This window comes from Acinetobacter sp. ANC 4654 (assembly GCF_002135425.1).
GTDB classification, from domain to species: domain Bacteria; phylum Pseudomonadota; class Gammaproteobacteria; order Pseudomonadales; family Moraxellaceae; genus Acinetobacter; species Acinetobacter kyonggiensis.
In genome coordinates this window covers 47431-69482 of record NZ_NEGL01000006.1, presented here as the reverse complement: position 1 = coordinate 69482, position 22052 = coordinate 47431, and the positions used below count along the sequence as shown (strand labels likewise).

18 protein-coding genes and 3 tRNA genes are annotated in these 22052 nt (G+C 37.8%); 13 read left to right on the top strand and 8 right to left on the bottom strand.

Annotated features, from left to right (window positions below; all coding sequences use genetic code 11):
* Nucleotides 1-115: 115 nt before the first annotated feature.
* Both B9T24_RS10315 and B9T24_RS10310 read right to left on the bottom strand, forming a co-directional pair.
* Complete coding sequence (locus B9T24_RS10315; protein ID WP_086165688.1) at nt 116-682, bottom strand: DUF4385 domain-containing protein; 567 nt, start codon at nt 680-682, stop codon at nt 116-118.
* A gap of 289 nt (nt 683-971) precedes the next feature.
* A complete protein-coding gene (locus tag B9T24_RS10310) occupies nt 972-1844 on the bottom strand; it encodes an ATP-binding protein (protein ID WP_086165687.1) in 873 nt (290 codons plus the stop codon).
* A gap of 184 nt (nt 1845-2028) precedes the next feature.
* Between B9T24_RS10310 and B9T24_RS10305 the strand changes: the two genes are divergently transcribed.
* The 5 genes from B9T24_RS10305 (at nt 2029) to B9T24_RS10285 (ending at nt 4767) form a co-directional block, all read left to right on the top strand.
* On the top strand, nt 2029-3540 hold the full coding sequence (locus B9T24_RS10305) for a DUF3336 domain-containing protein (protein ID WP_086165686.1): 1512 nt from the start codon (nt 2029-2031) through the stop codon (nt 3538-3540).
* Nucleotides 3530-4345 (top strand): serine/threonine protein kinase, encoded by an 816-nt coding sequence (locus tag B9T24_RS10300; protein WP_228145705.1) that lies wholly within the window; start codon nt 3530-3532, stop codon nt 4343-4345. The genes B9T24_RS10305 and B9T24_RS10300 overlap by 11 nt, the downstream gene beginning before the upstream one ends.
* A 107-nt stretch (nt 4346-4452) precedes the next feature.
* Nucleotides 4453-4537: transfer RNA gene (locus B9T24_RS10295), tRNA-Leu, on the top strand.
* Nucleotides 4538-4570: 33 nt separating this feature from the next.
* A tRNA-Trp gene (locus B9T24_RS10290) sits at nt 4571-4644 on the top strand.
* Between the two features lie 38 nt (nt 4645-4682).
* Nucleotides 4683-4767, top strand: a tRNA-Leu gene (locus B9T24_RS10285).
* 139 nt (nt 4768-4906) lie between these two features.
* On the opposite strand, the gene B9T24_RS10280 is transcribed toward B9T24_RS10285, so the two are convergent.
* Both B9T24_RS10280 and gloB read right to left on the bottom strand, forming a co-directional pair.
* The gene (locus tag B9T24_RS10280; protein WP_004648669.1) at nt 4907-5110 is read right to left on the bottom strand and encodes a hypothetical protein; all 204 of its coding nucleotides are present in this window, start codon (nt 5108-5110) and stop codon (nt 4907-4909) included.
* A 617-nt stretch (nt 5111-5727) separates the two neighbouring features.
* Nucleotides 5728-6459 carry a hydroxyacylglutathione hydrolase gene (gloB, locus tag B9T24_RS10275; protein ID WP_086165684.1) on the bottom strand — a complete coding sequence of 244 codons (732 nt, stop codon included), beginning with the start codon at nt 6457-6459 and terminating at the stop codon, nt 5728-5730.
* Nucleotides 6460-6845: 386 nt separating this feature from the next.
* Between gloB and B9T24_RS10270 the strand changes: the two genes are divergently transcribed.
* From B9T24_RS10270 to B9T24_RS10260, 3 genes are all read left to right on the top strand, one after another.
* Nucleotides 6846-8234 carry an L-cystine transporter gene (locus B9T24_RS10270; protein WP_086165683.1) on the top strand — a complete coding sequence of 463 codons (1389 nt, stop codon included), beginning with the start codon at nt 6846-6848 and terminating at the stop codon, nt 8232-8234.
* 172 nt (nt 8235-8406) lie between these two features.
* Entirely contained in the window at nt 8407-9228 is an 822-nt protein-coding gene (locus tag B9T24_RS10265; protein WP_086165682.1) for a PhzF family phenazine biosynthesis protein, read from the top strand.
* 391 nt (nt 9229-9619) lie between these two features.
* Entirely contained in the window at nt 9620-12385 is a 2766-nt protein-coding gene (locus B9T24_RS10260; RefSeq protein ID WP_086165681.1) for a M16 family metallopeptidase, read from the top strand.
* 441 nt (nt 12386-12826) lie between these two features.
* Here the strand turns inward: B9T24_RS10260 and B9T24_RS10255 are convergent, their stop codons facing one another.
* Both B9T24_RS10255 and B9T24_RS10250 read right to left on the bottom strand, forming a co-directional pair.
* Nucleotides 12827-13891, bottom strand: a complete 1065-nt coding sequence (locus B9T24_RS10255; RefSeq protein ID WP_086165680.1) for an amidohydrolase family protein — start codon at nt 13889-13891, stop codon at nt 12827-12829.
* A gap of 123 nt (nt 13892-14014) precedes the next feature.
* Nucleotides 14015-14410, bottom strand: coding sequence for a DUF3144 domain-containing protein (locus B9T24_RS10250; protein WP_004648676.1), 396 nt, complete (start codon nt 14408-14410; stop codon nt 14015-14017).
* A gap of 109 nt (nt 14411-14519) precedes the next feature.
* On the opposite strand from B9T24_RS10250, the gene B9T24_RS10245 reads away from it, so the two are divergent.
* Nucleotides 14520-15152, top strand: a complete 633-nt coding sequence (locus B9T24_RS10245) for a hypothetical protein (protein ID WP_086165679.1) — start codon at nt 14520-14522, stop codon at nt 15150-15152.
* A 24-nt stretch (nt 15153-15176) separates the two neighbouring features.
* On the opposite strand, the gene B9T24_RS10240 is transcribed toward B9T24_RS10245, so the two are convergent.
* Together B9T24_RS10240 and B9T24_RS10235 are read right to left on the bottom strand one after the other, a co-directional pair.
* On the bottom strand, nt 15177-16640 hold the full coding sequence (locus B9T24_RS10240; protein ID WP_086165678.1) for a CHAD domain-containing protein: 1464 nt from the start codon (nt 16638-16640) through the stop codon (nt 15177-15179).
* A gap of 157 nt (nt 16641-16797) precedes the next feature.
* The gene (locus B9T24_RS10235) at nt 16798-18258 is read right to left on the bottom strand and encodes an inorganic triphosphatase (RefSeq protein ID WP_086165677.1); all 1461 of its coding nucleotides are present in this window, start codon (nt 18256-18258) and stop codon (nt 16798-16800) included.
* Between the two features lie 273 nt (nt 18259-18531).
* On the opposite strand from B9T24_RS10235, the gene B9T24_RS10230 reads away from it, so the two are divergent.
* From B9T24_RS10230 to B9T24_RS10215, 4 genes are all read left to right on the top strand, one after another.
* The gene (locus tag B9T24_RS10230) at nt 18532-18918 is read left to right on the top strand and encodes a DUF962 domain-containing protein (protein WP_086165676.1); all 387 of its coding nucleotides are present in this window, start codon (nt 18532-18534) and stop codon (nt 18916-18918) included.
* Nucleotides 18919-19549: 631 nt separating this feature from the next.
* Complete coding sequence (thiE, locus tag B9T24_RS10225) at nt 19550-20170, top strand: thiamine phosphate synthase (protein ID WP_086165675.1); 621 nt, start codon at nt 19550-19552, stop codon at nt 20168-20170.
* Nucleotides 20171-20214: 44 nt separating this feature from the next.
* Nucleotides 20215-21519: a glutamate-1-semialdehyde 2,1-aminomutase gene (gene hemL / locus B9T24_RS10220; protein WP_086165674.1), complete on the top strand. Its 1305-nt coding sequence runs from the start codon at nt 20215-20217 to the stop codon at nt 21517-21519.
* Nucleotides 21520-21613: 94 nt separating this feature from the next.
* The gene (locus B9T24_RS10215; protein WP_086165673.1) at nt 21614-22033 is read left to right on the top strand and encodes a GlcG/HbpS family heme-binding protein; all 420 of its coding nucleotides are present in this window, start codon (nt 21614-21616) and stop codon (nt 22031-22033) included.
* The last annotated feature ends 19 nt before the right edge of the window (nt 22034-22052 follow it).

Genomic DNA, 22052 nt, shown 5'->3' with positions numbered 1-22052 from the left:
AAGTATTAATGGTCTTAAGTTGTGTATTGTTGAAAAGAGACTCGAAACAATAAAAAAAGAGTAATTTCTCAATGAGAAATTACTCTTTTAATGATGGTCTTCATGAATGCGTCAATTAATCTTGACGAATCAATGCATTGAATTGATCTTTAAGCTCAATATATTTTGGATTTAATTTTGCTTGATCACTTTTATCTTTAAAAATTTTCGCCACAGTCGCTTTGACTTCATCTGTATGGCTGCGTGGATGTTTTTCAGTTGTTACAGCATCATTAAGTAATACTTTAACTTTGGTTGTTGCACCTTTATTTTTTCGGCCGGTTTTAGATGTGCCTTTTTTATGGTTTGCATAACGACGCGCACGCGTATAACCCATGAGCAAAAATTTTCTTGCCATGTCTGCGCCAACAAAATCATTCTTCTCTAAATAATCTAAGAATAATGCAAAGATTTTTGTACTACTTTCAGTGGCTTGTGCTTCATTTTCAAATTGCCAAAAGGGTGAAATTTCGGATTTATACGGTTCAACCAATAAAACACCTTCTTCACCGCGCCCAATGCGATATAACGTCGGACGCTTTCTAAAATTAATCTTTTCAAAGTCGAGTGAAAAGTCAAAACTGCGTGAAAATGGTTTGGCATCAGACTTAGGCGTTAATGAAGCTTGTTCATTATCGGTCATGGGGGATTCCTTAAAATGTGTGATTTCTCTGAATAATAAACACTATTCATAAAGAGGTTGGATAGAGTTTAAGGCATTGTGATATGTCAAAACTGCAATGTATATAACTATGTATATCGTATATCACCACAGCTGTTTATATCGCCCAAATAAAAGGATTCAGTGTTTTGAGAGAGAAGATATTAAACAATCAATAATCTAGAATTTTTACAAATAGGAACGACTGAAATAACAATCTAAAATGATGGTGCATTTGATTTTAGATCATTATTTCAGAAATCATGCGAAATTAAAAGGCTACTAATCGTTGCGAGCCAATCCAATGTTTGGAAAATTGATAAGCGGCACGTCCAGAACGTTGACCACGTAATTGACACCATCTTAAAGACTCAGCTCGGACTTCATCAGTAAAGTGAATATCTGCTTTGGTTAAATAATGCTCTACGATTTCTAAATAGAGCTTCTGATCCATTGGATAAAAAGACAGCCATAAGCCAAAACGATCAGACAATGAAATTTTTTCTTCAATCGCTTCTTGAGGGTGTAATTCGTTGTATTGCGGGACATCCACGCGTGTCACAGGCGTATTTTCATGCATAAATTCAGGCAATAAGTGACGACGGTTACTGGTTGCATAAATAATAAAATTGCTTGAGCCTGACTGTAGGGAACCATCTAGCACACTTTTTAAACTGCGGTAATTTTCATCTTCTGCGTTAAAAGCCAAATCATCACAATACACAACAAATTTTTCAGGACGGTCTTGAATAAGCTGCTGAATTTCGGGTAAGTCTGATAAATCATCACGTTCTATTTCAATTAAACGTAAGCCTTTAGATTCATATTGAGTCAGTAAAGCACGGACAATAGAGGATTTTCCCGTACCACGCGAGCCTGTGAGTAGCACATCATTCGCTGGCAGACCTTGGAGAAATTGTAAGGTATTTTGGATTACTTTTTCTTTTTGCTTTTCAATACCTTTTAAATCATCTAAATAAATTTTCTTTGGTTGTTGAATGGCTTTCAATTGTTTGTCTTGCCATTTATAAGCAGATGCTGAAAAGTCAGTTTCTTGTTTCAGTTCTGGTAAGTTCTGCTGTAGTTGTTGGAGTACAGCAGAAAGAGCTTCTAAGATATGGTCAGGTAAATTAATTGTTGCCATGATTGTTCAGCTTGTACGTTTGAAAGATAAAAAAAGATAGTTTTGCTTAAGAACTGTATATCAATTAGTCGTGATTTGCCAATGGAATAGGCATTTTTTGTCATGATAATCCGCTGAGTTTTCTGTCAATGTCATGCTTGATGCCCTATCATGGATAGGGGATGAAAATGTTTGAGGGATAGGTATGTTATTTAAAGATTTCACACAAGATATTAATCCACATCAAGCGTATCGAATAAAAAAATTAAAAAGCCAACTTGGAACAGCCGAATCATATGAAGAATGGCAAAGTATCGCGCTGAAAATAGATGAAGAATCTGGCGCGCAAGAATGGAAATTTGATAACTGTTCACCTTATTTTGATGCTGAAATTATTGCCCATCGATTAGTTTTATTAAAACGCTATCGTTTCCAAAAACGTACCCGTGATCTGATGTATATATTACGTGAAGGTTTAACCTACGATATTGCGAATATTGCTCATCCCATGTTGTTTACTGCGACATATACGGGAACTAAAAAAATTATTGAAGATTATGTGGAAGAAGTTAGTGAAAGTCTGGCTTATATTGCTTCAACTGCTTGTCAGTGTTTGTCCTTGTCAGAAAAAATTGATTTTTTTCAGCATTGTAAAAAAGCATATGGGCAACCTGCCTTAATGTTTTCAGGAGGCGCAACCTTAGGCTTGTTTCATACGGGAGTATGTAAGGCTTTGCTTGAGCAAGATTTGATGCCCAAGGTGTTATCGGGTTCGAGTGCAGGGGCTATTATGACGGCAATGCTAGGGACTTCAAAACCCTCAGAAATTTCAGCGCGTTTAAATGGTGAAAACTTTTTTAGTGAAGCTTTCCATTTTCGTAAATTTAGTGAGCTTTTAAAGGGTAATGGTGGTCTTGCAGATGTGAAATACCTAAAAAAATTCCTTGTGGAAAATTTAGGTGATATTACTTTTGAAGAAGCATTTAAAATTTCTGGTTTGCACATCAATGTGGCTGTAGCCCCTTATGATGCTTCGCAAGAAGCGCGGATTATGAATGCCTACACATCACCAGATTTGTTGGTCTGGAGTGCTGTTTTAGCGTCTTGTGCAGTCCCGATATTATTTCCGCCAGTTAGACTCACCAGTAAACGCTACGATGGTGAATTAACGCCATACATGGCATCCACGCGTTGGGTCGATGGCAGTGTACGTAGTGATTTTCCTCAAGAGAAAATGGCACGCTTGTATAATTTAAATTACACCATTGCCAGTCAGGTGAATCCACATATTGTGCCATTTATGCAAAGTGATGCAGAGCGCTATCGCAAAGATATGTTAAGTTGGCCAGAACGGATTATTCGTCGTCAGGGCAAGGTCATTACCAAAGGAATTATGGACTTTGCCCGTGGTCGAGTTGGAAAAATCCCACCGATACGACGCTTGCTCGATCATGGCTATGGCGTGGTAGACCAAGGCTATTATGGTGATTTGAATATTGTGGGTAATTATAGTTCGCGGCACTATACTTATATGTTGCAAAACCCACGTCCATATTTGTTTAAATTATTACAGCGTGAGGGTGAGCAGGCGACATGGCCTAAAATGTCATCCATTGAAACGCATGCCCGCGTAGGTAAAACCATTCAACATTGTTTGGAGCTTTTAAATTATCAACAGGATCCAGAGCAAAAAGCCGCAGAATTTATTGCAGTTTAATGCTGAAGATATTTATCGTTTAAATTTAACGTTACAGACCAAGTCTACAAGTTTAGCTTTTGGGCGTGCTTTATATGCATTTGAATATGAGCAGCAACAGTATTGGTTGAAAACCCAAGCACCGAATGTGAATCCATATTATGAAGCTGGATTTTTAAATGAATTGGCTTTTTATCAACAATGTATAGAACAACAAAGCTGTACAGATTTTTTGTTACCCTTTCAAATTATGCCTGATGTCAACATTTTGGCTGAGCAACACGTGTCGGGGAGAGCTGCCTTGATTGTAAGGCATGCAGATGTATTACTTCATGATTGTTCTGCTCTGTCGATTCAAGAGATGCAAAAAATACTATTACAGGTACTCAATGCCGTTGATCAATTACATCAATTCGGTTGGATTCATGCTGATTTAAAAAGAGAGCATTTGGTTCAGTATCAACAAAAAGTGTGCTTGATTGATTTTGAACATGTACAAGAAATTAATTCACAGATCGTATTGCAAAGCTTAACTGCAACGCCACGTTATATGGCACCTGAACTTTTTCATGGTGCGGAAAAAACCGTTCAAACCGATATTTATGCATTAGGCGTCATTATTTATGAATGGCTTACAGGGCAGCGTCTGACTGCAAAAAATTATCAAGAGTGGGCTTATTTGCACTGTCAAAGGTTAACGATTGAACTTCCAGAACATTTTTTACTGTTTAAAAGGCTTTTAGATGGAATGCTGGCGAAGCAAAAAGAATACAGATTTGCCAATATTTACACGCTAAAACAGTGCTTAATGACTGAAATTGTTTAAGAAAAATACAGAAAAACTGTTTTTGTTTTTTATTTAAACAAACAAATAGATTTTTCATAAAAAGGTCTTGTCATCATGAATCGATCTCTATAATATACACAGCCATTGGGGACGTGGCGAAATTGGTAGACGCACTGGATTTAGGTTCCAGCGCCGCAAGGTGTGAGAGTTCGAGTCTCTCCGTCCCCACCAATTATTATCAAACTTGTTTGATAGTAAGGCTATAGAGGATTGGTGTAATGGTAGCATGACGGTCTCCAAAACCGTTCGTCAAGGTTCGAGTCCTTGATCCTCTGCCAAGTTTTTTAAAAATCCAACAAGATGTTGGTACCCTGATGGGGACGTGGCGAAATTGGTAGACGCACTGGATTTAGGTTCCAGCGCCGCAAGGTGTGAGAGTTCGAGTCTCTCCGTCCCCACCATCATATGAAAGCAAGGTTATTGACCTTGCTTTTTTATTGCCTGTATATAATGCAAAGTGAAATAAAAAGCCCTAAATAGGGCTTTTAATATATTGCAATACGTTATTCTTTTTATCTCGATCTAAAAGTGAACTCGTCTTTAAGCTTTTAAATGATCTTCAAATTCTTCACCCAGTTGCATTGCAAGTGAATTCCCCGCTAAATCACACGTCACAAGACCATATTCTTTTTTAAAGCTAAAAGTAAATCCGCGATTGTCGGTTAATGATTTTACTGAATAGCCTAATTTTTCTAACCAAATACGAAATGCAATTAAATTTTTTGCTTTCACAACTTTCTTCACGAGAGAACTCCTTGTCTATATTAAATACCTTGTGGGCACTCCATAATTAATAGGGGTGAAGTGGTTTTTTTTAAAGGGGAGATTTGTGCTGTTTTTTAGAAAAAAATTATTTGGTTGGTTTTTTATACAAAAATAGCGTAAATAATCGTTAAAATTTGCACTAAAAGTTAAATATAAGATAGCATTCTGGCTGATTGTTTGGGTTGTATTGAACTGATTTATATTAGTTTTATTGGTAATTGTATGTGTTGTAAAATAATGGAAATATTTATACACAATTTTTAAAGCATTACTCAATAATTTTTGTCGGACTTTGGCTGACTATTGTTCTAAATGTGCAGTAGAAGTACTAAAACTCATTTGATTGAGTCGTTTTGCACGTAGCTTGGATGTGCCTAAATCATCTTAAATGAGCTTTGAACACGATATGGCTGCTTAATGCTGATACTTTGGTAAGGTGATGAGATCGATTACAGCGGTAGAATGTATTGAGTCAAATTCAAAAGATGCAGCAACAAGATTTAGTTCTTATTGCTGCCATGTTGGGACATAAAGATTGCTGATTCAACTTGAGCTAGACGCTCATGCTTAGACGTATCAAATTTTATCAGCCAAATTTAAAAGTTATCTTTTAACTCTCTTAGCCATTGGAATTCTTCCACATTCTCGACTCTTAAAAATGGGTTGGTTTCTAATTCTAATTCAATCGTACTGGGGAGTGTACATTGACTGAGCATGCGCTTAGCTTCAACTTCATCAAAGCGCTGTTGAATCGCTAAATTGTCTGGTTCTACATGCAATGCAAATTTTGCATTTGCAAGGGTGTATTCATGAGTGCAGTAAACTTTTGTACGCGCAGGTAGAGCAGCCAAACGATTGAGCGAATGATACATTTGCTCGTATGTCCCTTCAAAGACCCGACCACATCCCATTGCAAAGAGTGTATCACCGCAAAAAACAAGTTCTAAAGCTTCGATAAAATAGACAATATGACCCAATGTGTGACCCGGCACTGCAATAATCTCAACGTCCAAATCATGAAATTTAATTTGTGCTTGGTCTTGTAGCGGGTGAGTAATAAAGGGAACTTTCGTTAATTCTTCACGTGGGCCATAAACTGGAATATTGCGATTAAGTAACAGCTCTGGTACGCCACCAGTATGGTCTTTATGCCAATGTGTGAGCCAAATTTGCGTTAAGTTTAAGTTATTTTCCGTACAGTAAGCTTCCACTAAATGTGCTTCGGTTGGGTCAATCGCAACAACATCCTTACTTGGTTGATGCTCTAATAACCAAATATAGTTTTGTAATTGGTTTTTGACATCAATCATATGAATTTGAAAAGTCATGAGATACAAGACCCGTAAGATAGATATGAATAAGCTATCGTTAAAGTCGATTTTTTTCTAGTCGTAGAGCGCAAAAACATAATATTCAAGTCGATTGCCTAGTCTGAGTTGAGAGTCTAAAACTTGATAAAAGCTGTGAAGTTTCGGCTCGGCTATTTAAAGTGTCTACTCATGATTTGATGAAAACTTAATAAAGCTGTATGAACTTTATTGTTATAGATTATTGATCATAACGGCTTTGATTTTTTGCATAAGCAATGGTGGTCATGCTAAAAGCTGAATTTTTAATTCATTGAGACGAATAAATGTACGAAGGATATTAAGGTGTTAAAAGCAGCATTAAGTTTTGCTTTATAATAGAGACAGATTATCCTAAGGGAAGAAATATGAATATACCCTTGATATTGAATGTTATCGCATTTTTTGTCTTATTACTTTTATTAACCCAAACACGAAAAACAGACTGGAGCTTAGCGAAAAAAGTTTTAGTCGGTTTATGTTTAGGTGTCGCTTTTGGTTTGGTTTTGCACCTCATCTATGGTGAAAACTCATCTATATTGAAAGACACCACTCAATGGTTTAATTTGATTGGTAATGGTTATGTAAAACTTTTACAAATGGTTGTTATGCCTTTGGTTTTCGTCTCGATCTTGGGCGCAGTCATTCGATTACATGATGCAGGGTCATTGGGAAAAATTAGTTTCCTCAGCATTGGGACGCTATTGTTTACTACGGCAATAGCTGCTTCGGTGGGTATTTTAGTGACCCACTTATTTGGATTAAGTGCGATTGGCTTGGTTCAAGGGACTGCTGAAACAGAACGACTCAATACGATTCAAACGGACTATGCAGATAAAGTATCCGACCTAAATATACCTGATTTATTTTTATCATTTATTCCGAGTAATCCCTTTGCAGAACTGACAGGTGCTCATCCGACCTCAATTATTAGTGTGGTTATTTTTGCGGTGCTTTTAGGCATGGCTGGTTTAAACTTGATTAAAACCGATCCTGAAAAAGGTCAAAAAGTACTGGCTGCGATACAGGTTCTACAAGCTTGGGTCATGAAGTTGGTACGTTTAATTATGACCTTGACACCTTATGGTGTTTTTGCACTGATGGCAAAAGTCGTTGTTAGCTCTAAAATGGCAGATATTCTAAATTTAGGCGGTTTCTTAGTGGCATCCTATGCGGGCTTAGCCATTATGTTTGCTGTACATGCGGTCATTCTATTGCTTACAGGTGTGAATCCGATTCAGTTCTTTAAAAAGGTTTGGCCAGTACTGAGCTTTGCATTTACCAGTCGTTCAAGTGCTGCGAGTATTCCTTTAAATATTGAAGCGCAAACTAGACGTTTAGGTGTGCCAGAGTCGATTGCGAGTTTTTCAGCATCTTTTGGAACTACAATTGGGCAAAATGGTTGTGCAGGCTTATATCCTGCCATGTTGGCAGTGATGGTTGCTCCAACGGTGGGGATTAATCCTTTTGATCCGATTTGGATGATTACCTTAGTTTGTGTGGTGACTTTAAGTTCCGTTGGCGTTGCGGGTGTCGGTGGTGGTGCAACATTTGCGGCACTGATTGTGTTGCCTATGCTCGGTTTACCCGTGACATTGGTGGCATTGCTGATTTCAATTGAACCGTTAATTGATATGGGGCGTACGGCATTGAATGTGGATGGATCTATGACGGCAGGTATGGTCACGAGTCAGTTGTTAGGTCAAACAGATAAATCAATATTTGAACAAGACGCAGCCGATTTAAAAGAAATTTAAATCATCAGTTTTGCTTGGCGTGTCCATATGATGCGTTTATGTAAAGCCAATAGTAATCTATTGGCTTTTTTTTATTCAAAATAATCTGTATCAATTATTTTTTAAAATCTGTCGCTGTTTTGAGGTGATGGGTTGCGTAAAATGATGAAAAAATACAGTAAGGTCAATGAATATGAAAATGTATCAGGTCGATGCTTTTACCAATGCGTTATTTAAAGGCAATCCAGCCGCGGTGATTGTGACCGAACAATGGTTGGATGAAGCATTGATGCAAAATTTGGCTTTGGAAAATAATTTGTCTGAAACGGCATTTGTAAAAGTCATTGATACAGAAAATTATGAAATTCGTTGGTTTACTCCAACAACAGAAGTCGATTTTTGTGGACATGCGACTTTGGCCAGCAGCTTTGTACTGTTTAAGGATTTTACCTCGGCTAAAGTAATTCAATTTCATGTGAAAAATTTGGGTATTTTTGTGGTCAGTCAAGAGGCAGATGGCAAAATCAAAATGAATTTTCCAATTCGCCGTGCAGAGAAGATTACAGACTACCCTGAAATACTCGATCAAGCTTTAAGCAAGCCATTTAAAAATGTGTATTTGAATAGCCAAGCTTATATTGTGGAATATGAAAATCCACAACATGTCATAGATGAAACGCCAAATTTAGAACTGTTAAAACAATTGGGGAAAATTCGCACGGCAATTACAGCACAAGGAACATGGGTTGATTTGGCTTTAACGGCGCAAGCTGAGCAATATGATTGTATTTCGCGTTATTTTGCCCCAGCCAATGGTATTAATGAAGATCCAGTTACAGGTTCAATTCATACCGCGATTGCACCGCTTTGGGCTGAAAAGTTAGGTAAGAGTCAAATTTTGGCGTATCAAGCCTCACAGCGTGGAGGTGAGTTGTATTGTGTGGTGCTTGAAAATGAACGTATTGAAATTTCAGGTTATGCAAAATTGTATATGCAGGCAGAATTGTATTTGTAAAATACTCACTGATTTTACGCACTGCACTCATTAAAGGGCTGGTTGCACTGCCTTATATGTATTGCAAAGTTTAAATGACCTTTATATAGGCATTATTTCTACTTTTGAAAGGTCAAAAGTAGACAAAAATCTTTTGTTGGTCTGAGCGAACATCCTTGTACGCCAGCCCAACGGGTGGCATCCATGCCACCTGTCCGCGGAATTAATTTTTTCTATAATTTAGTCTGGCAGATTTAAGCGGCTGCGTAACATCAGACACTAATCAAGATGAGCGACAAAGTCGTTGCAATAAACGACTATTTTTTTCAAAAAACCACTATTAAAACTAAAAATCATTTCCTAAGATGTCAGGGTTATAAAAATTCATACGATTGAATAAATTAGGATAATTATGTTAATGCGGTTTAAACAACTTACCATCTCCTTATTATTAGTAGGCTTAAGTGCCACTGCTTGGTCACAACCGATTTTGGTTAAATCTCAACAAAAGATTGAGGAATATAAATTAGAGAATGGTTTTCGTGTGATTCTTGCGCAAAATAATAAAGAAAATAAAGTGTTTATGAATACGGTTTATTTAACGGGTTCATTGAACGATCCGCAGGGTAAAGGCGGTTTAGCGCATTTATTGGAACATTTAGCGTTTAAAGGGACACAGAATATTAAAGGCGAAGAGTTTCAACGCCGTCTGGATCAATATACGTTAATGACCAATGCCAGTACGGATTATTATTCGACTAAATATACCAATGTCATTCGCCCAGAACAGAATGTGATTAATGAAGTGATTCATCTTGAAGCTGAGCGGATGGATAAATTGGTTCTGCAAGAAAAATTTGTCCCTTCAGAAATTTCGATTGTGAAACGTGAACGTGAAGTTCGTATGGATCAACCTTTTTCTGTAATGATGGATCAAATGTGGAAGTCGGCTTATGGTAATCAATATTTAGGGCGCTTACCGATTGGTGATTTAAACGAATTACAATCCATTAAAATGGATGAGCTGAATAAGTTTTATCGCACATGGTATGCACCTAACAATGCCGTCATGGTGATTTCAGGTAAATTTGATAAAGCTGAAGTTCTAAAACAGATTGATCAAAAGTTCAGTCCAATTGCAGCACGCCAAGTTCCAGCACAGACTAAAGTTCCAGTGCTTGATTCATCTAAAATGAAACAGCGCAATTTTCTGGTGCAAAAGGGCAGTGATTTGGCGAAATTCAATATTTATTTGAATGGTAAAAATGAAAAAATCAAACCTGAACTTGCCTTAGCACCCTATTTATATACGATGCAGCCGAGTGGGCACCTTTATCAAAGTATCGTGGAAACAGGTTTAAGTACAGCAGTTCAATCAACGACATGGTTGGATCAAGACTTTAATTTGGTTTTTATCGGTGCAATTTATGCACCTAATCATGATGCTAAGAAAGTTGAATCGGCATTAATTTCAGGGGTAGAGAAAAATCAACCCTTCAATGAAACTGAACTTAATCGGGTAAAAAACCTGATTCAAAATCAGTCTGATAGCGTATTAAGCAATGCCGCAGCATTGGGCGGGCGTTTGAGTGATTATTATGTGTCTTATCAGGGCGATTGGTCGCAGTATTTTACCGATTTGGAAAATGTCAAAAAACTTAAACTGGCCGATGTTAATCAAACCCTAACCCAGTTTTTAGTCCCACAACATCGTATTTCAGGCGATATTCAACCGACACCTGAAGAGCAGAAAAAAGCATTAAAGCAAAAGCAAGCAGCTGAACCCGCTAAAACCTTAGCGCAAACTGATATTCAAGCAGAGCCACTGAAAGATAGTCGTATCTACCAGCAGGAGGTTGCTGACTATGTTAAAGCCTCTAAGCAGTCCTTAGTCAATACTGAAAAGAAAATTCAGCGTGGTACATTGAAGAATGGTATTGCTTACGCTTTATATCCAACATCGACACGTGATGATAAAACTTATGCCACGATTTCGATTGATTTTGGTACTGAAAAATCATTGTTTAATCAAGGTGAAACTTTAGATTTGATGGCGTATTTATTATTACGTGGTTCAGATCAATATAGCTTGCAAGATATTGCCGATAAATCCATTGAAGCGGGTGGTGGTGCGGCTGCAAATGCAGCAGGCAATAGTATTACCATTCAAATTGTTGCGAAAAAAGAAAAGTTCGAAGACTACTTTAAATTTATATTAGACGTTTTGAAAAAACCGAAGTTTGAACAATCACAATTTGATTTGATTAAATCACAAAGTTTATCTGCTTTAGATCGACCTTATACCGAGCCAGAAACAGTGGCTGCGCTGACCATGACACGTTTGTTAGAGACCTATCAACCGGGGGATTTACGTTACCATTTTGAACCTGATCTGGCAAAGCAGCAGATTAAGGCTGCAACAGTTGAGCAAGTGAAGACGTTGTATCAGAACTTCTTTGTTAGCAATCATGCACAAATTGCGATTACTGGCGATTACCAAGCCAAAACGATGCTCAAAATCTTGCAAAAGGAATTTGGCAGTTGGAAAGCGCAATTGCCATATCAACGACTCAGTTCAGATTATCAAGTTTATCCTGCACAGAAGGTACATGCTTTATCGGAACAACGTGAATTTGGCAATTACCAATCTATTTTGACTTTCCCTGTCGGTGCGGATCATCCTGATACACCAGCTTTAATGGTGTTTAGTTATATTTTGGGCGACTCACAACTTTCTTCACATCTTGCACAAGAACTGCGTGAAAAAAATGCTTTGGTGTATGGTTTTGGCAGTAGTTTAGACTTAGATGATTGGATTGATTCAGGTGCTTTAACCATTGAAGCCAATTATACAGCAGGTAAGTCGGCACAAGTTTCACAGAGCGTGCATAAAGTTCTCAATAATTTGCTAAGCAAAGGTGTGACCGAGCAAGAGTTGGAGGCTGCCAAAGCCAATATCTTGAAAAAACGAGTCACCGCTTTGGAAGATGAACGTAATATTCATCGTATGTTAATGCCACAACTTGAACATCATCGAGATTTATTGTTCCGTGAAAAACGTGATCAAGCATTGGCAAAATTAACGAAAGCCGATGTCGATGCCGTCATTCAGAAATATATCAAGCTGGATCAATTCGTGGAAGTCATGGCTGACCAATATGGTAAAGCAGAAAAGTAATTTTATCTTTCCTTTGTGTTAAGACCATCAAACTTAAAAAAGTGCGTGGTCTTCATCCTTATAAACCTCCCTTGATTAAAGTAATGCCAGTCAGTTAAGAAATTGACTGGTTTTTTTATTCTAAATTCATGATGTTATTCGATACGCGGAAACGTCATCCGCAACTGTTCGAGGCAAAACCATTTTAAAAATGGTAAGGTTTCTGCGATTAATTAATCAATAAAATGTATTTAGCGAGTTTTGCGGTGAGGCGCACTGCGCCGTAAGATGCCTTTCTTGCGAAGCTCTGCTTCTCATTTAGGCTTATCCAAAGTAATAGATGAACTCCAAGTATTTGATTTAAAAATATAAGACTCCGTCGTGAATAACTAAAAAGCTAAGGACTTTATTTCTAAAACCCTTAACTGACTGGTATTATCTTTATTAAAGGGAGGTTCTTTTTTATAACGAATAAAACTGCTTGGCAGTGTGATGAAAAACTTGTTGTAATGCATTTGGATCATAAGCCACCACGGCATCACTAAAAGCATCAATAATATTCACCAATGATGTACTCACCCGATCCATCGGGAAATTAGAAGCAAACATGACTCGATAAGGACCAAAGCTTTTCAGCACGTGAGTAATGAGTGGCATGGCTAAATCATAAACTTCTTGTTTACTGGCTACGCGACCTTGCTTGTGAAATTGATGACCCAATACAGGCATAAATAAACCTGACATTTTAGTATAGACGTTTGGACATAAGGCAAGCTCAGCCATATCTTCCTGCCAACGAAATAAAATATTTTCACGGGCAATTTTAGTCAGTCCCGTCAGTGTACCAACCTGACCAAAAAGCCCTGCGGGTGTGCCAAAATGATCCAGCACAATGGATGTTTCAGGAAATTGTTTGGCTAACGCAATCACATCATTTAATTGGGTGGAATATACCCAAGCATCAAATGTGAGGTTGTAATGTGCTAAGGTTTCAAAACCTTTTAGAAATTTTTTATTACGATATAAGTGCGGTTCATCTGCCCAAGCATAAATGTCTTGATCTTCATGCACTGCGGCCATTTTACGAATGCCTTTAAAGCGTGGCGAAGCTTTGCGGTGTAACTGCAAGATCTTTTTAAAATTACTGTCTCGTGGGTCTGCTGTTGCGACAATGCCACCGAGTTTTACCGTTTCTTGGTTAAAAGATAAAGATTCAATAAAATGGGTTTCAGCCACAACGCCTTTGCCTTTGTTTTTATGCCAACGGGCTTCAACATGCACGACTTGTTCGACGGGGTAATGTCCAATATCTTGTAGATAGTTTTCAGGTAAATAAGGTGCAGTAATGTGATTGGTTAACCCAAGCGTTTCGATCAGGTCATTGGATTTAACCAGACGCACAAGCTTATCTAGTAAGTAAGGATGCTTACCCAATAATTTAACTGCTAAAGCGGCTGAATAGGACATGTGATAAGCATCCCATTGGTGAATATGCGCGTCAATCATTGCAAAATTTAGTTGTTGCATATGTATCCCTAATTCAGCATGTTCTGACTATTTACCATACTGCAAAGTATGATTGCTTTGAATGACCTTTTATCCAAAAAATGAAGACCTAAAAAAAGCCCTGAAGGGCTTTTAATCGAATGATCAATGTTTGTGATCATGGTCATGCTTATTGGCATGAAATTCTTCGTTATGACGGAAGCGAAGATAGTTTTCAAACTGTTCGCAATATTCATCATAGTTATCTTCAAGCATCATTTGAAATTGTTGCATGATGTAAGACATGACTTGATCTTTAGCATCACGCATTTCATTGCCATCTTTAAAGTTATTGGCTGCGACCCACGTATTAAAACGCGCTGTACCAAATAACATTGCAGCACTGACTTGCCCACGTATTTCCGGTGGCTTTACTTGCGAACCTTTTTCAATGCGGCAAAAGTCATTGGCATGTTTAATAAATTCATCAGCACGTTCAAAAAAAGCAGCATTTAACGCTTCTTCTTCGGTTACATCTGTTGCTTCAATCTTTTGAACCATGAACTTTTCCTGCAAAAACGATCTAATGCCATATTATAGGCAAAGGCTTGCAGAAACTAAACCTTTGGCTTAATCTAAAAATAGCCTAAGTATAAAAATGGATAATGTAATGCAAGATGCTATTGCGGTACAAAGTTTAAAAAGTGACATCGCCTTATTGCGTCAAAATATTTGGCCGCCGGTAAATTTAGCCAATGTTGAAGGCTTGCCTATTTATTATGGTTCCAAGGTCGAAGTTGAAGAATATTATCGACAATGGACAGGACTTATTGAAAGGGCACAGGATTTATTTCAACCTTTTATGCAGGATGAGGTGGTGGATGCAATTCACTTACCCAGTCATTTGAACTTGCCTTTATTTTATTTTCATGTGGATCGGATTCGAATTAATAAAACCCGTGCCAAAGAGTCGAAGACTTTTCGAGGTATTGCCAGTTTAATAGACAAATGCGGACAATATGAAGCTGAACAGATTCAGGCGATGCAAGCTTGGTTAGAAAGTGATGATACTGCTGCCTTAGTTGCACACCGTGAATTTATTGACCTACGTACCTATGTGTTTCAGCATGGGCAAAGTGAATATACGCGGACGCGATTTTATGTGAATGGTATTGTACTTAGTACAGAGCCACACTTTGAATTGGTCGATGCACGAGATAAGCCACGTAAACAGCGTAACGATAGCTATAGCGACCCGTTGGCTGATAATAATACATGGAAAATTTTCGGCAAATATCGCTAATTGATGGTGATATTTGATTCTCTTTTATGACCAAAAAGTATTCGTTTTGGAAAATGTTACTAAATGCTGCTCTGACTGTTGCAGCATGTATTGTTTTTCATTGCTAATCCAACCGAGTATAAACCAGACTTTTTGTTTCTGTTTAACAATGCCTTGAAATAGTGCTTCAGCGACAAGTAAGTCATTATATTGTCCTAAACTTTCTTGTAGTGGTTTTAAGTCTTTGAGATACTTTTTAACGGCTTTATTTGGATAGAGCGAGGCAATAAACTCGACACAATAACGCAAGCGTTTGACTCGTTTGCGGGTGCGATGTTGTGACGCAATATCCAGTTCTAGAAATTGGTCGGCATCCTTGCAAATTTGCTGATGCAATTTCTGGAGTTTTTTGGCGATATCTTTTTTTAAGACCGTCTTTTTTTGCTTTTTAGTGGGTTGATGCACGAATTGCAGTAACGCCAACATCAATTGAACAGCATCTAAAGCACGTAAAGACGCATCAATGGGAACATTATTTTCCTCGGTAACGGAGGGAAGTTGAGTGAAGGGAGCACCTGCTTGTTGTAAGCGTGGGATGAGTCCTTCATTTAAGGCATCATAGTCTCGTGTTGAACCGAGTTGACGAAACAGTGTGGTGAGTTGTTGTTGCCAGTTTGGATCAACATCATTTGACCAATTGCCAAAAATGCGTAAAGCACTTCTTAGGCGGCGGATCGCGACACGCGTCTGGTGTACATGTTCATGCGTATAGTGTTCAGAAGCAATGGCTGTGGCATTGGGCAATAGATGTTGTAAGCTATTATTTATAATCTGTTTTAATGCGGTATCGGTAGAGTCTTGGCGATTAAGTTGCAGTGGAGCTGAAAATTGCACAGTTGTAGTCTTTAGGTTTTGGGTTAGACAATCACCACGCTGTGCTTTACTTCTTACATCTAACCATAAATCATATTGTTTAATCCACGGTTGGATAAATTGAATAAAGTTGGGGATTGCACCTTTTTTAAGTTCAAATTCAAGCTCATAAATGGCTAGTTTCTGTTTGTCATGACGAATTTCACCCCGATCCAAACTGACTTCAATTTCTGCATGATTATAATGCACAACATAAACAAGGCGATTTACATCTGTTTCAAATTGCATGCTTAAATTTTTAGCCTGTTTGCCTAAAGCATGCTTTAGTATTTTTTTTGCCTGTGGATGTGATTGATAAATTTCGAGATTTAAAGCGGGATGCTCAACTGCTCCTAAATCAATTTCTAATTCAAAGCGTTCTAAATGATGCTCACTCGATGCTTTTAAGGTTTGTATCCAGTGCGTATCTTCAAGGCGTTGTCGCAATGAAATATGCTGTCGGGCTAAATGCCGTTCGGGGGTGTCGTAGTATTGTGCAAATAGTGAGCGAGGCTGCGCATTTTTAGCCAAAAACAATTGATAGAGTTTTTTTTGATGTTGCGAGGGGATCTGAAATTTTAATTCAACTTCTAGCATATCAAAACTCCTGACATTTTATTATCGATGTCGTTCTATCTTAATTGTAAGCCAGACTGAATAAAATAGTAGTCATGTTATGCTGAAAAAGTAGATCAAGCGTATAGTCCAAAATATCGAAAATGATGCGAATAGGGGACAATACGCTTTTGATGGCTTACTTAATAAATTTTCGACTGACTAAAAATTGTTCAGTCGCTTCAAGTAAATGCTGCGCATAAACCTCTTGTTTCGCGGTAAGCCAACCCAAAACAAACCAGTCACTGGCTTCAAGTTCAGTGTGTTGAATATAAGCTGCGGAAGAAGCCAGAATTTGATATTCACTGGCGGCAAGCTGAGCATCATTTAAAGCTTTGCTGTATTTTTGCAAATTTTTAACATCATAAATTGAGGTTAAAATAGGGAAGCTAAATTTTAACTCATGAATTTTAGTGGATAATTTATCGAGGCTTTCAAAGTCAGCAATATTTGCACTGGCCAAACTGTCTTGTAATTGCTTGTATTGATTTTGCAATGTGTTTTGAGCAAACCATTTTAAATCATGGGTTTGAGGCTTTTCCTCATGCTCTAAACTAAACATCAAGAGTTCCAAATAGTGATGTACGTTTTGTGTTGAGCGAACTAAATTGGACAGCTTTTCTTTGGCATACAAAATATCTTTGGTCAGATTGGATGCGGTATTGGGGTTTTGCAAGAAAGCTCCCAAAGTGGTTTGCATGTGTTCCAAATACTGTAAATGATCAAACTGCTGTTTAAATGCACCCAGTTGCATGGCCCATTTATCTGAAACAGCGTCATTCCAATCTTTAAATAAAGATAGCGTTAAATTTAAATGATCTAAGGCAATTTGGGCTTGTTGAACATGTTCTTTTTCCGCCACAATCGCTGAAATAGCGGCAATATTTGGCAGTAAATGTTGTAATTGTTGAGCAATTAGAAGTCGTAAGTTTTTGTTGGCAGAATCTTTTTTACTTAAAGTAAATTCTTTTGCTAATTTTGCCGAACTGACTTTTTGATGGGTGGCTAAAAGATGACCTATTTCAGCTTTACTACGAACATCTAACCAAAGTTGGTATTTTTTTACCCATTCAAAACTAAAGGCTAAAAGGGATTGGATTGGGCCTGCTTTAAGCTCGAATTCAACTTCATGAACTTCACGTTGTGCAGTTTCAGTACGGACTTCACCGACATCTAAGCTGATCTCAATGTCGGTTTCTTCAAATTGAAGAACGCGAAAAGTGCGCTGAATATCCGTTTCAAATTGTAATTTAAGCTGCGCTTGTGCGTTGCCCAAAGCATTGCTGAGGATTTGCTGTGCTTCAGCATCGTTATTATAAATAGTTAAATCAAGCTCTGGTGCTTGTTCTTGTTCACCAAGGTCATAATTGTGCTCAAAGCGGTGTAAATGGCTTTTTCCAGCAGCTTTTAAGGTTTGAATCCAACGTGTACCTTCTAGTCGTTGTCTTAAGGCAACACCATGTTGTGAAAGTAAGCGTTCTTCAGTGTCATAATATTTTGCTTTAAGTTGAATGATTTCTGATTTTTTAGGATCTAATGCTTTGCGTAAAGCATTACGTCGTGCTTCAGGAATTTGAAATTTTAATTCAACTTCGACCATGATCTTTCATCCTAATTTTTTGACGCTATGTTAGACATAAAAAGCGTCATCTTTACGGTACAAATGCGTTATGAAAAAATGATTCTTAATAGCGCTTGAATTGTATTCTTTCTTTTAAGCTTTCAATTGTAGCGAAAATGATTTTTCATGTAAGACTTGACGACGCGATTCTTCAGTCATTGTATTTGAAATGAACAAAAAGTTATCGTCAGGAATACTTTTGTTTGTATGGAAAATACGCTAACGTAAAGAAAAATAAATAGGATGATAAAAATGAATGCACCCGTAGAGCTTAAATTGGAACTTAACCCACAACCAGAGTTTCAGCTTCCTATTCAAAATTATCATGAATTTTATCGATTTTATTTAACTGAGCATCGAAATATCATGAGTCGCCGTTTACACGTATTGGGAAGTAGTGTTGGGGGGTATTTTTTGAGTAAAGCCATTCTTCAAAGAAAGCCAAAGTATTTTATCTATGGTTTATTATCGGGCTATGCTTGTGCATGGGTCGGGCATTTCGTTTTTGAGAAAAATAAACCAGCCAGTTTTAAACAACCGATCTATAGTTTTATTTCAGATTGGCGTATGTTTTCCGATGTATTACGTGGAAATTTAAGTTTAAAAGATCGCTCATTGGATAAAATTTCAAGCCAATGAGTGCGCGGAAGCATGATTTAGCCATCATAATAATGATGGTATGAAAACCAAGTCGCACTTTGATCAAAAATTTAAACTGCTTAGGGCTTGCAAAAATAGAATGAATATTCTATTAATAGTTATATGTTGAATTGTTGATCTTTTAGATTAAACAAAAATACAAATTTAAAGCTTTCCAAGCCTAGAGCGACCTTTCTCTGGGCTTTTTTTATGGATAAATTTATACAGGGGATTTACAGTATTCTATCGTTTGGATATATATTTTATTATGGTAGTGCATTGAATTAAAACATCTTTTATATAAAATAGTTGACTCTCTAATTCTTTGTCCGCTTCCCCAAGCGCGTTTTATGACAAAGCATTAGAAAGTCAATTCGTTGTTTTATTCCAAGTTACTATTTTTTTGTTTATGGTTATTCTGTTGTTGTATTAAACCGTTTAAATGTGTCTTCGATCTATCCCTGAAAATAGGTATTTCTTGTTGCAGGATGGAAAATGTGGGATTGATTACAATTCTCTAAGTTTTTTCATCTGTATATCGTTAGCAATCAATTGGTATTTGCCTGAAATGCACTGAATCTGGTTAATCTTGTGCATATAATAGAGTCAGTTTTAATTTTGGCAGTTTTTTATGCGCGGTTTATATCTTATTACCAATGATGATCCTTTAGAAGTTTTACTTGCAAAGTTGGAAGGTGCTTTTGCAAATGGTGGCATAGCCGTATTGCAATATCGCCGTAAGAAAGTCACAAAAGAAGATCAAATTTACGAAGTGGAATATATGAAAGCCTTGTGTGCTGAATATGCTGTTCCTTTTGTGATTAATGATGATCTAGAAATGGCAGTTAAATATGGTGTGGGTGTACATTTGGGGCAAGATGATGGCTCAATTGCCGATGCTGCCGCACAATTACCTCAAGGTGTACTGATTGGTTGTAGTTGTAATAATTCACTCGAACTGGCTGAACAAGCCATTGCAGAAGGTGCAAATTATGTGGCATTTGGTGCAATTTATGCCACTGATACTAAACCTGAAGCAGGCAATATTGGTCTGGAAACATTAAAGCAAGCAAAAGCCAAGTTGAATGTACCGATTTGTGCCATTGGTGGTTTAACGGTTGAAAATTCCGATGTTGTGATTACAGCAGGCGCAGACTTATGCGCGGTGATCAGTGATATTTTAGGTCGTCCAATGAACCATATTCCTGAACGTTTAGATGAGTGGTCTGAACTTTTTAGTGCGACGGTTTAAGCAGTTTTTTTAGTTTGTAGTTGAATTTTTAGTTGAGTAAATTGATGAGCTTATCTCCAAAGCAAGAACAATTGTTTAAACAAGCCAGTAAACATATTCCAGGTGGGGTGAATTCACCAGTACGTGCTTTTAATGGGGTGGGTGGTACGCCTGTATTTATTGAAAAAGCCAAAGGTGCGTATTTGTACGATGTCGATGGTAAGCGTTATGTCGATTACGTGGGTTCATGGGGGCCGATGATTTTAGGGCATGCGCATCCAGCCATCATTAAAGCAGTTCAAGATGCTGCTGTGGACGGTTTAAGTTTTGGTGCACCTACGGTGCATGAAACCACTTTGGCGGATATTATTTGTGAAATTATGCCGTCGATTGAATTGGTTCGTATGACCAATTCGGGGACTGAAGCGACCATGACTGCCATTCGTCTAGCGCGTGGTTATACGGGGCGTGACAAAATTGTAAAATTTGAAGGTTGTTACCACGGTCATTCAGACTCGCTTTTGGTTAAAGCAGGCTCGGGTATGTTGACCAATGGTGAAGGTGAGGCGACTTCTGCTGGTGTTCCTGCTGATTTTGCGAAGCATACTTTAACCCTTCCATACAATGATATTGCAATGCTTAAAGAATGCTTTACTAAATTTGGTCATGAAATTGCTGGGGTGATTGTTGAACCTGTAGCGGGTAACATGAACTTGGTTATACCCATTGATGGTTTCTTACAAGCAATTCGTGATGTATGTGATGAACATGGTTCAGTGTTTATTATTGATGAAGTAATGACGGGTTTCCGTGTCGGTCTAGGTGGTGCTCAGGCGCATTATGGCGTAACACCTGACTTGACGACTTTAGGTAAAATTATTGGTGCAGGCTTACCCGTCGGTGCATTTGGTGGTAAACGTGAAGTGATGGAATGCATTGCACCACTGGGTAAAGTTTATCAGGCGGGGACATTGTCAGGTAATCCATTAGCAATGCGTGCTGGTATTGAAATGTTTAAACATTTACGTGTCGAAGGTTTCTATGAAAAATTAACCGCACAATTAGCCAAATTGTTGGCGGGTTTACAAATTGCTGCGGATGAAGCAGGTATTGCATTTAAAACTCAACAAGTGGGCGGGATGTTTGGTTTGTACTTTACTGACCAAGAAGACATTACCAGTTTTGATTCAATGTTGAAATGTGATGTAGGTGCCTTCCGTAAATTCTTCCACGGTATGTTAAAACGTGGGGTAAACCTTGCCCCATCAGCATTTGAAGCTGGCTTTATCTCGAGTGCACATTCGGATGAAGATATTGAATTTACTCTTCAAGTCGCACGTGAAACTTTTGCTGAAATGAACGCTTCTTAAACAAAGAGCGTTCAACTTAATTGATTGATTATAAAGCTCGTGGTTGAAGGACTACGGGCTTTTTATTGTTATATGATCTCATCTGGATATAAACGTGAAAACCAAACATTACTTAATGCTGGAAGATGCTGAGTTACTATTAAATCACGCCCATCAATATGCAATACAACATGCATTTAATGTCAGCATTGCTGTTGTGGATGAAACAGGTTCTTTATTGGCTATGAAGCGTATGGATGGTGCCTCACCTATGACGGCACACCTTTGTTTAGAAAAAGCCAAATGTTCAGCTATTAGCCGTCGTCCATCAAAAGCCTTTGAAGATCTGATTAAAAATGGTCAAATGGGTTTTCTGACCATGGAAAGTTTCTTTGGCATGTTAGAGGGTGGCGAGCCGATTATATATCAAGGGCAATTGGTCGGAGCGATGGGTATTTCTGGAGTCAAATCTTTTCAGGATGCAGAAATTGCGCAACATGCAATTCAGGCTTTTTTGACAAATCTGCCTGAGTAAGGGATATATATAGAATCGA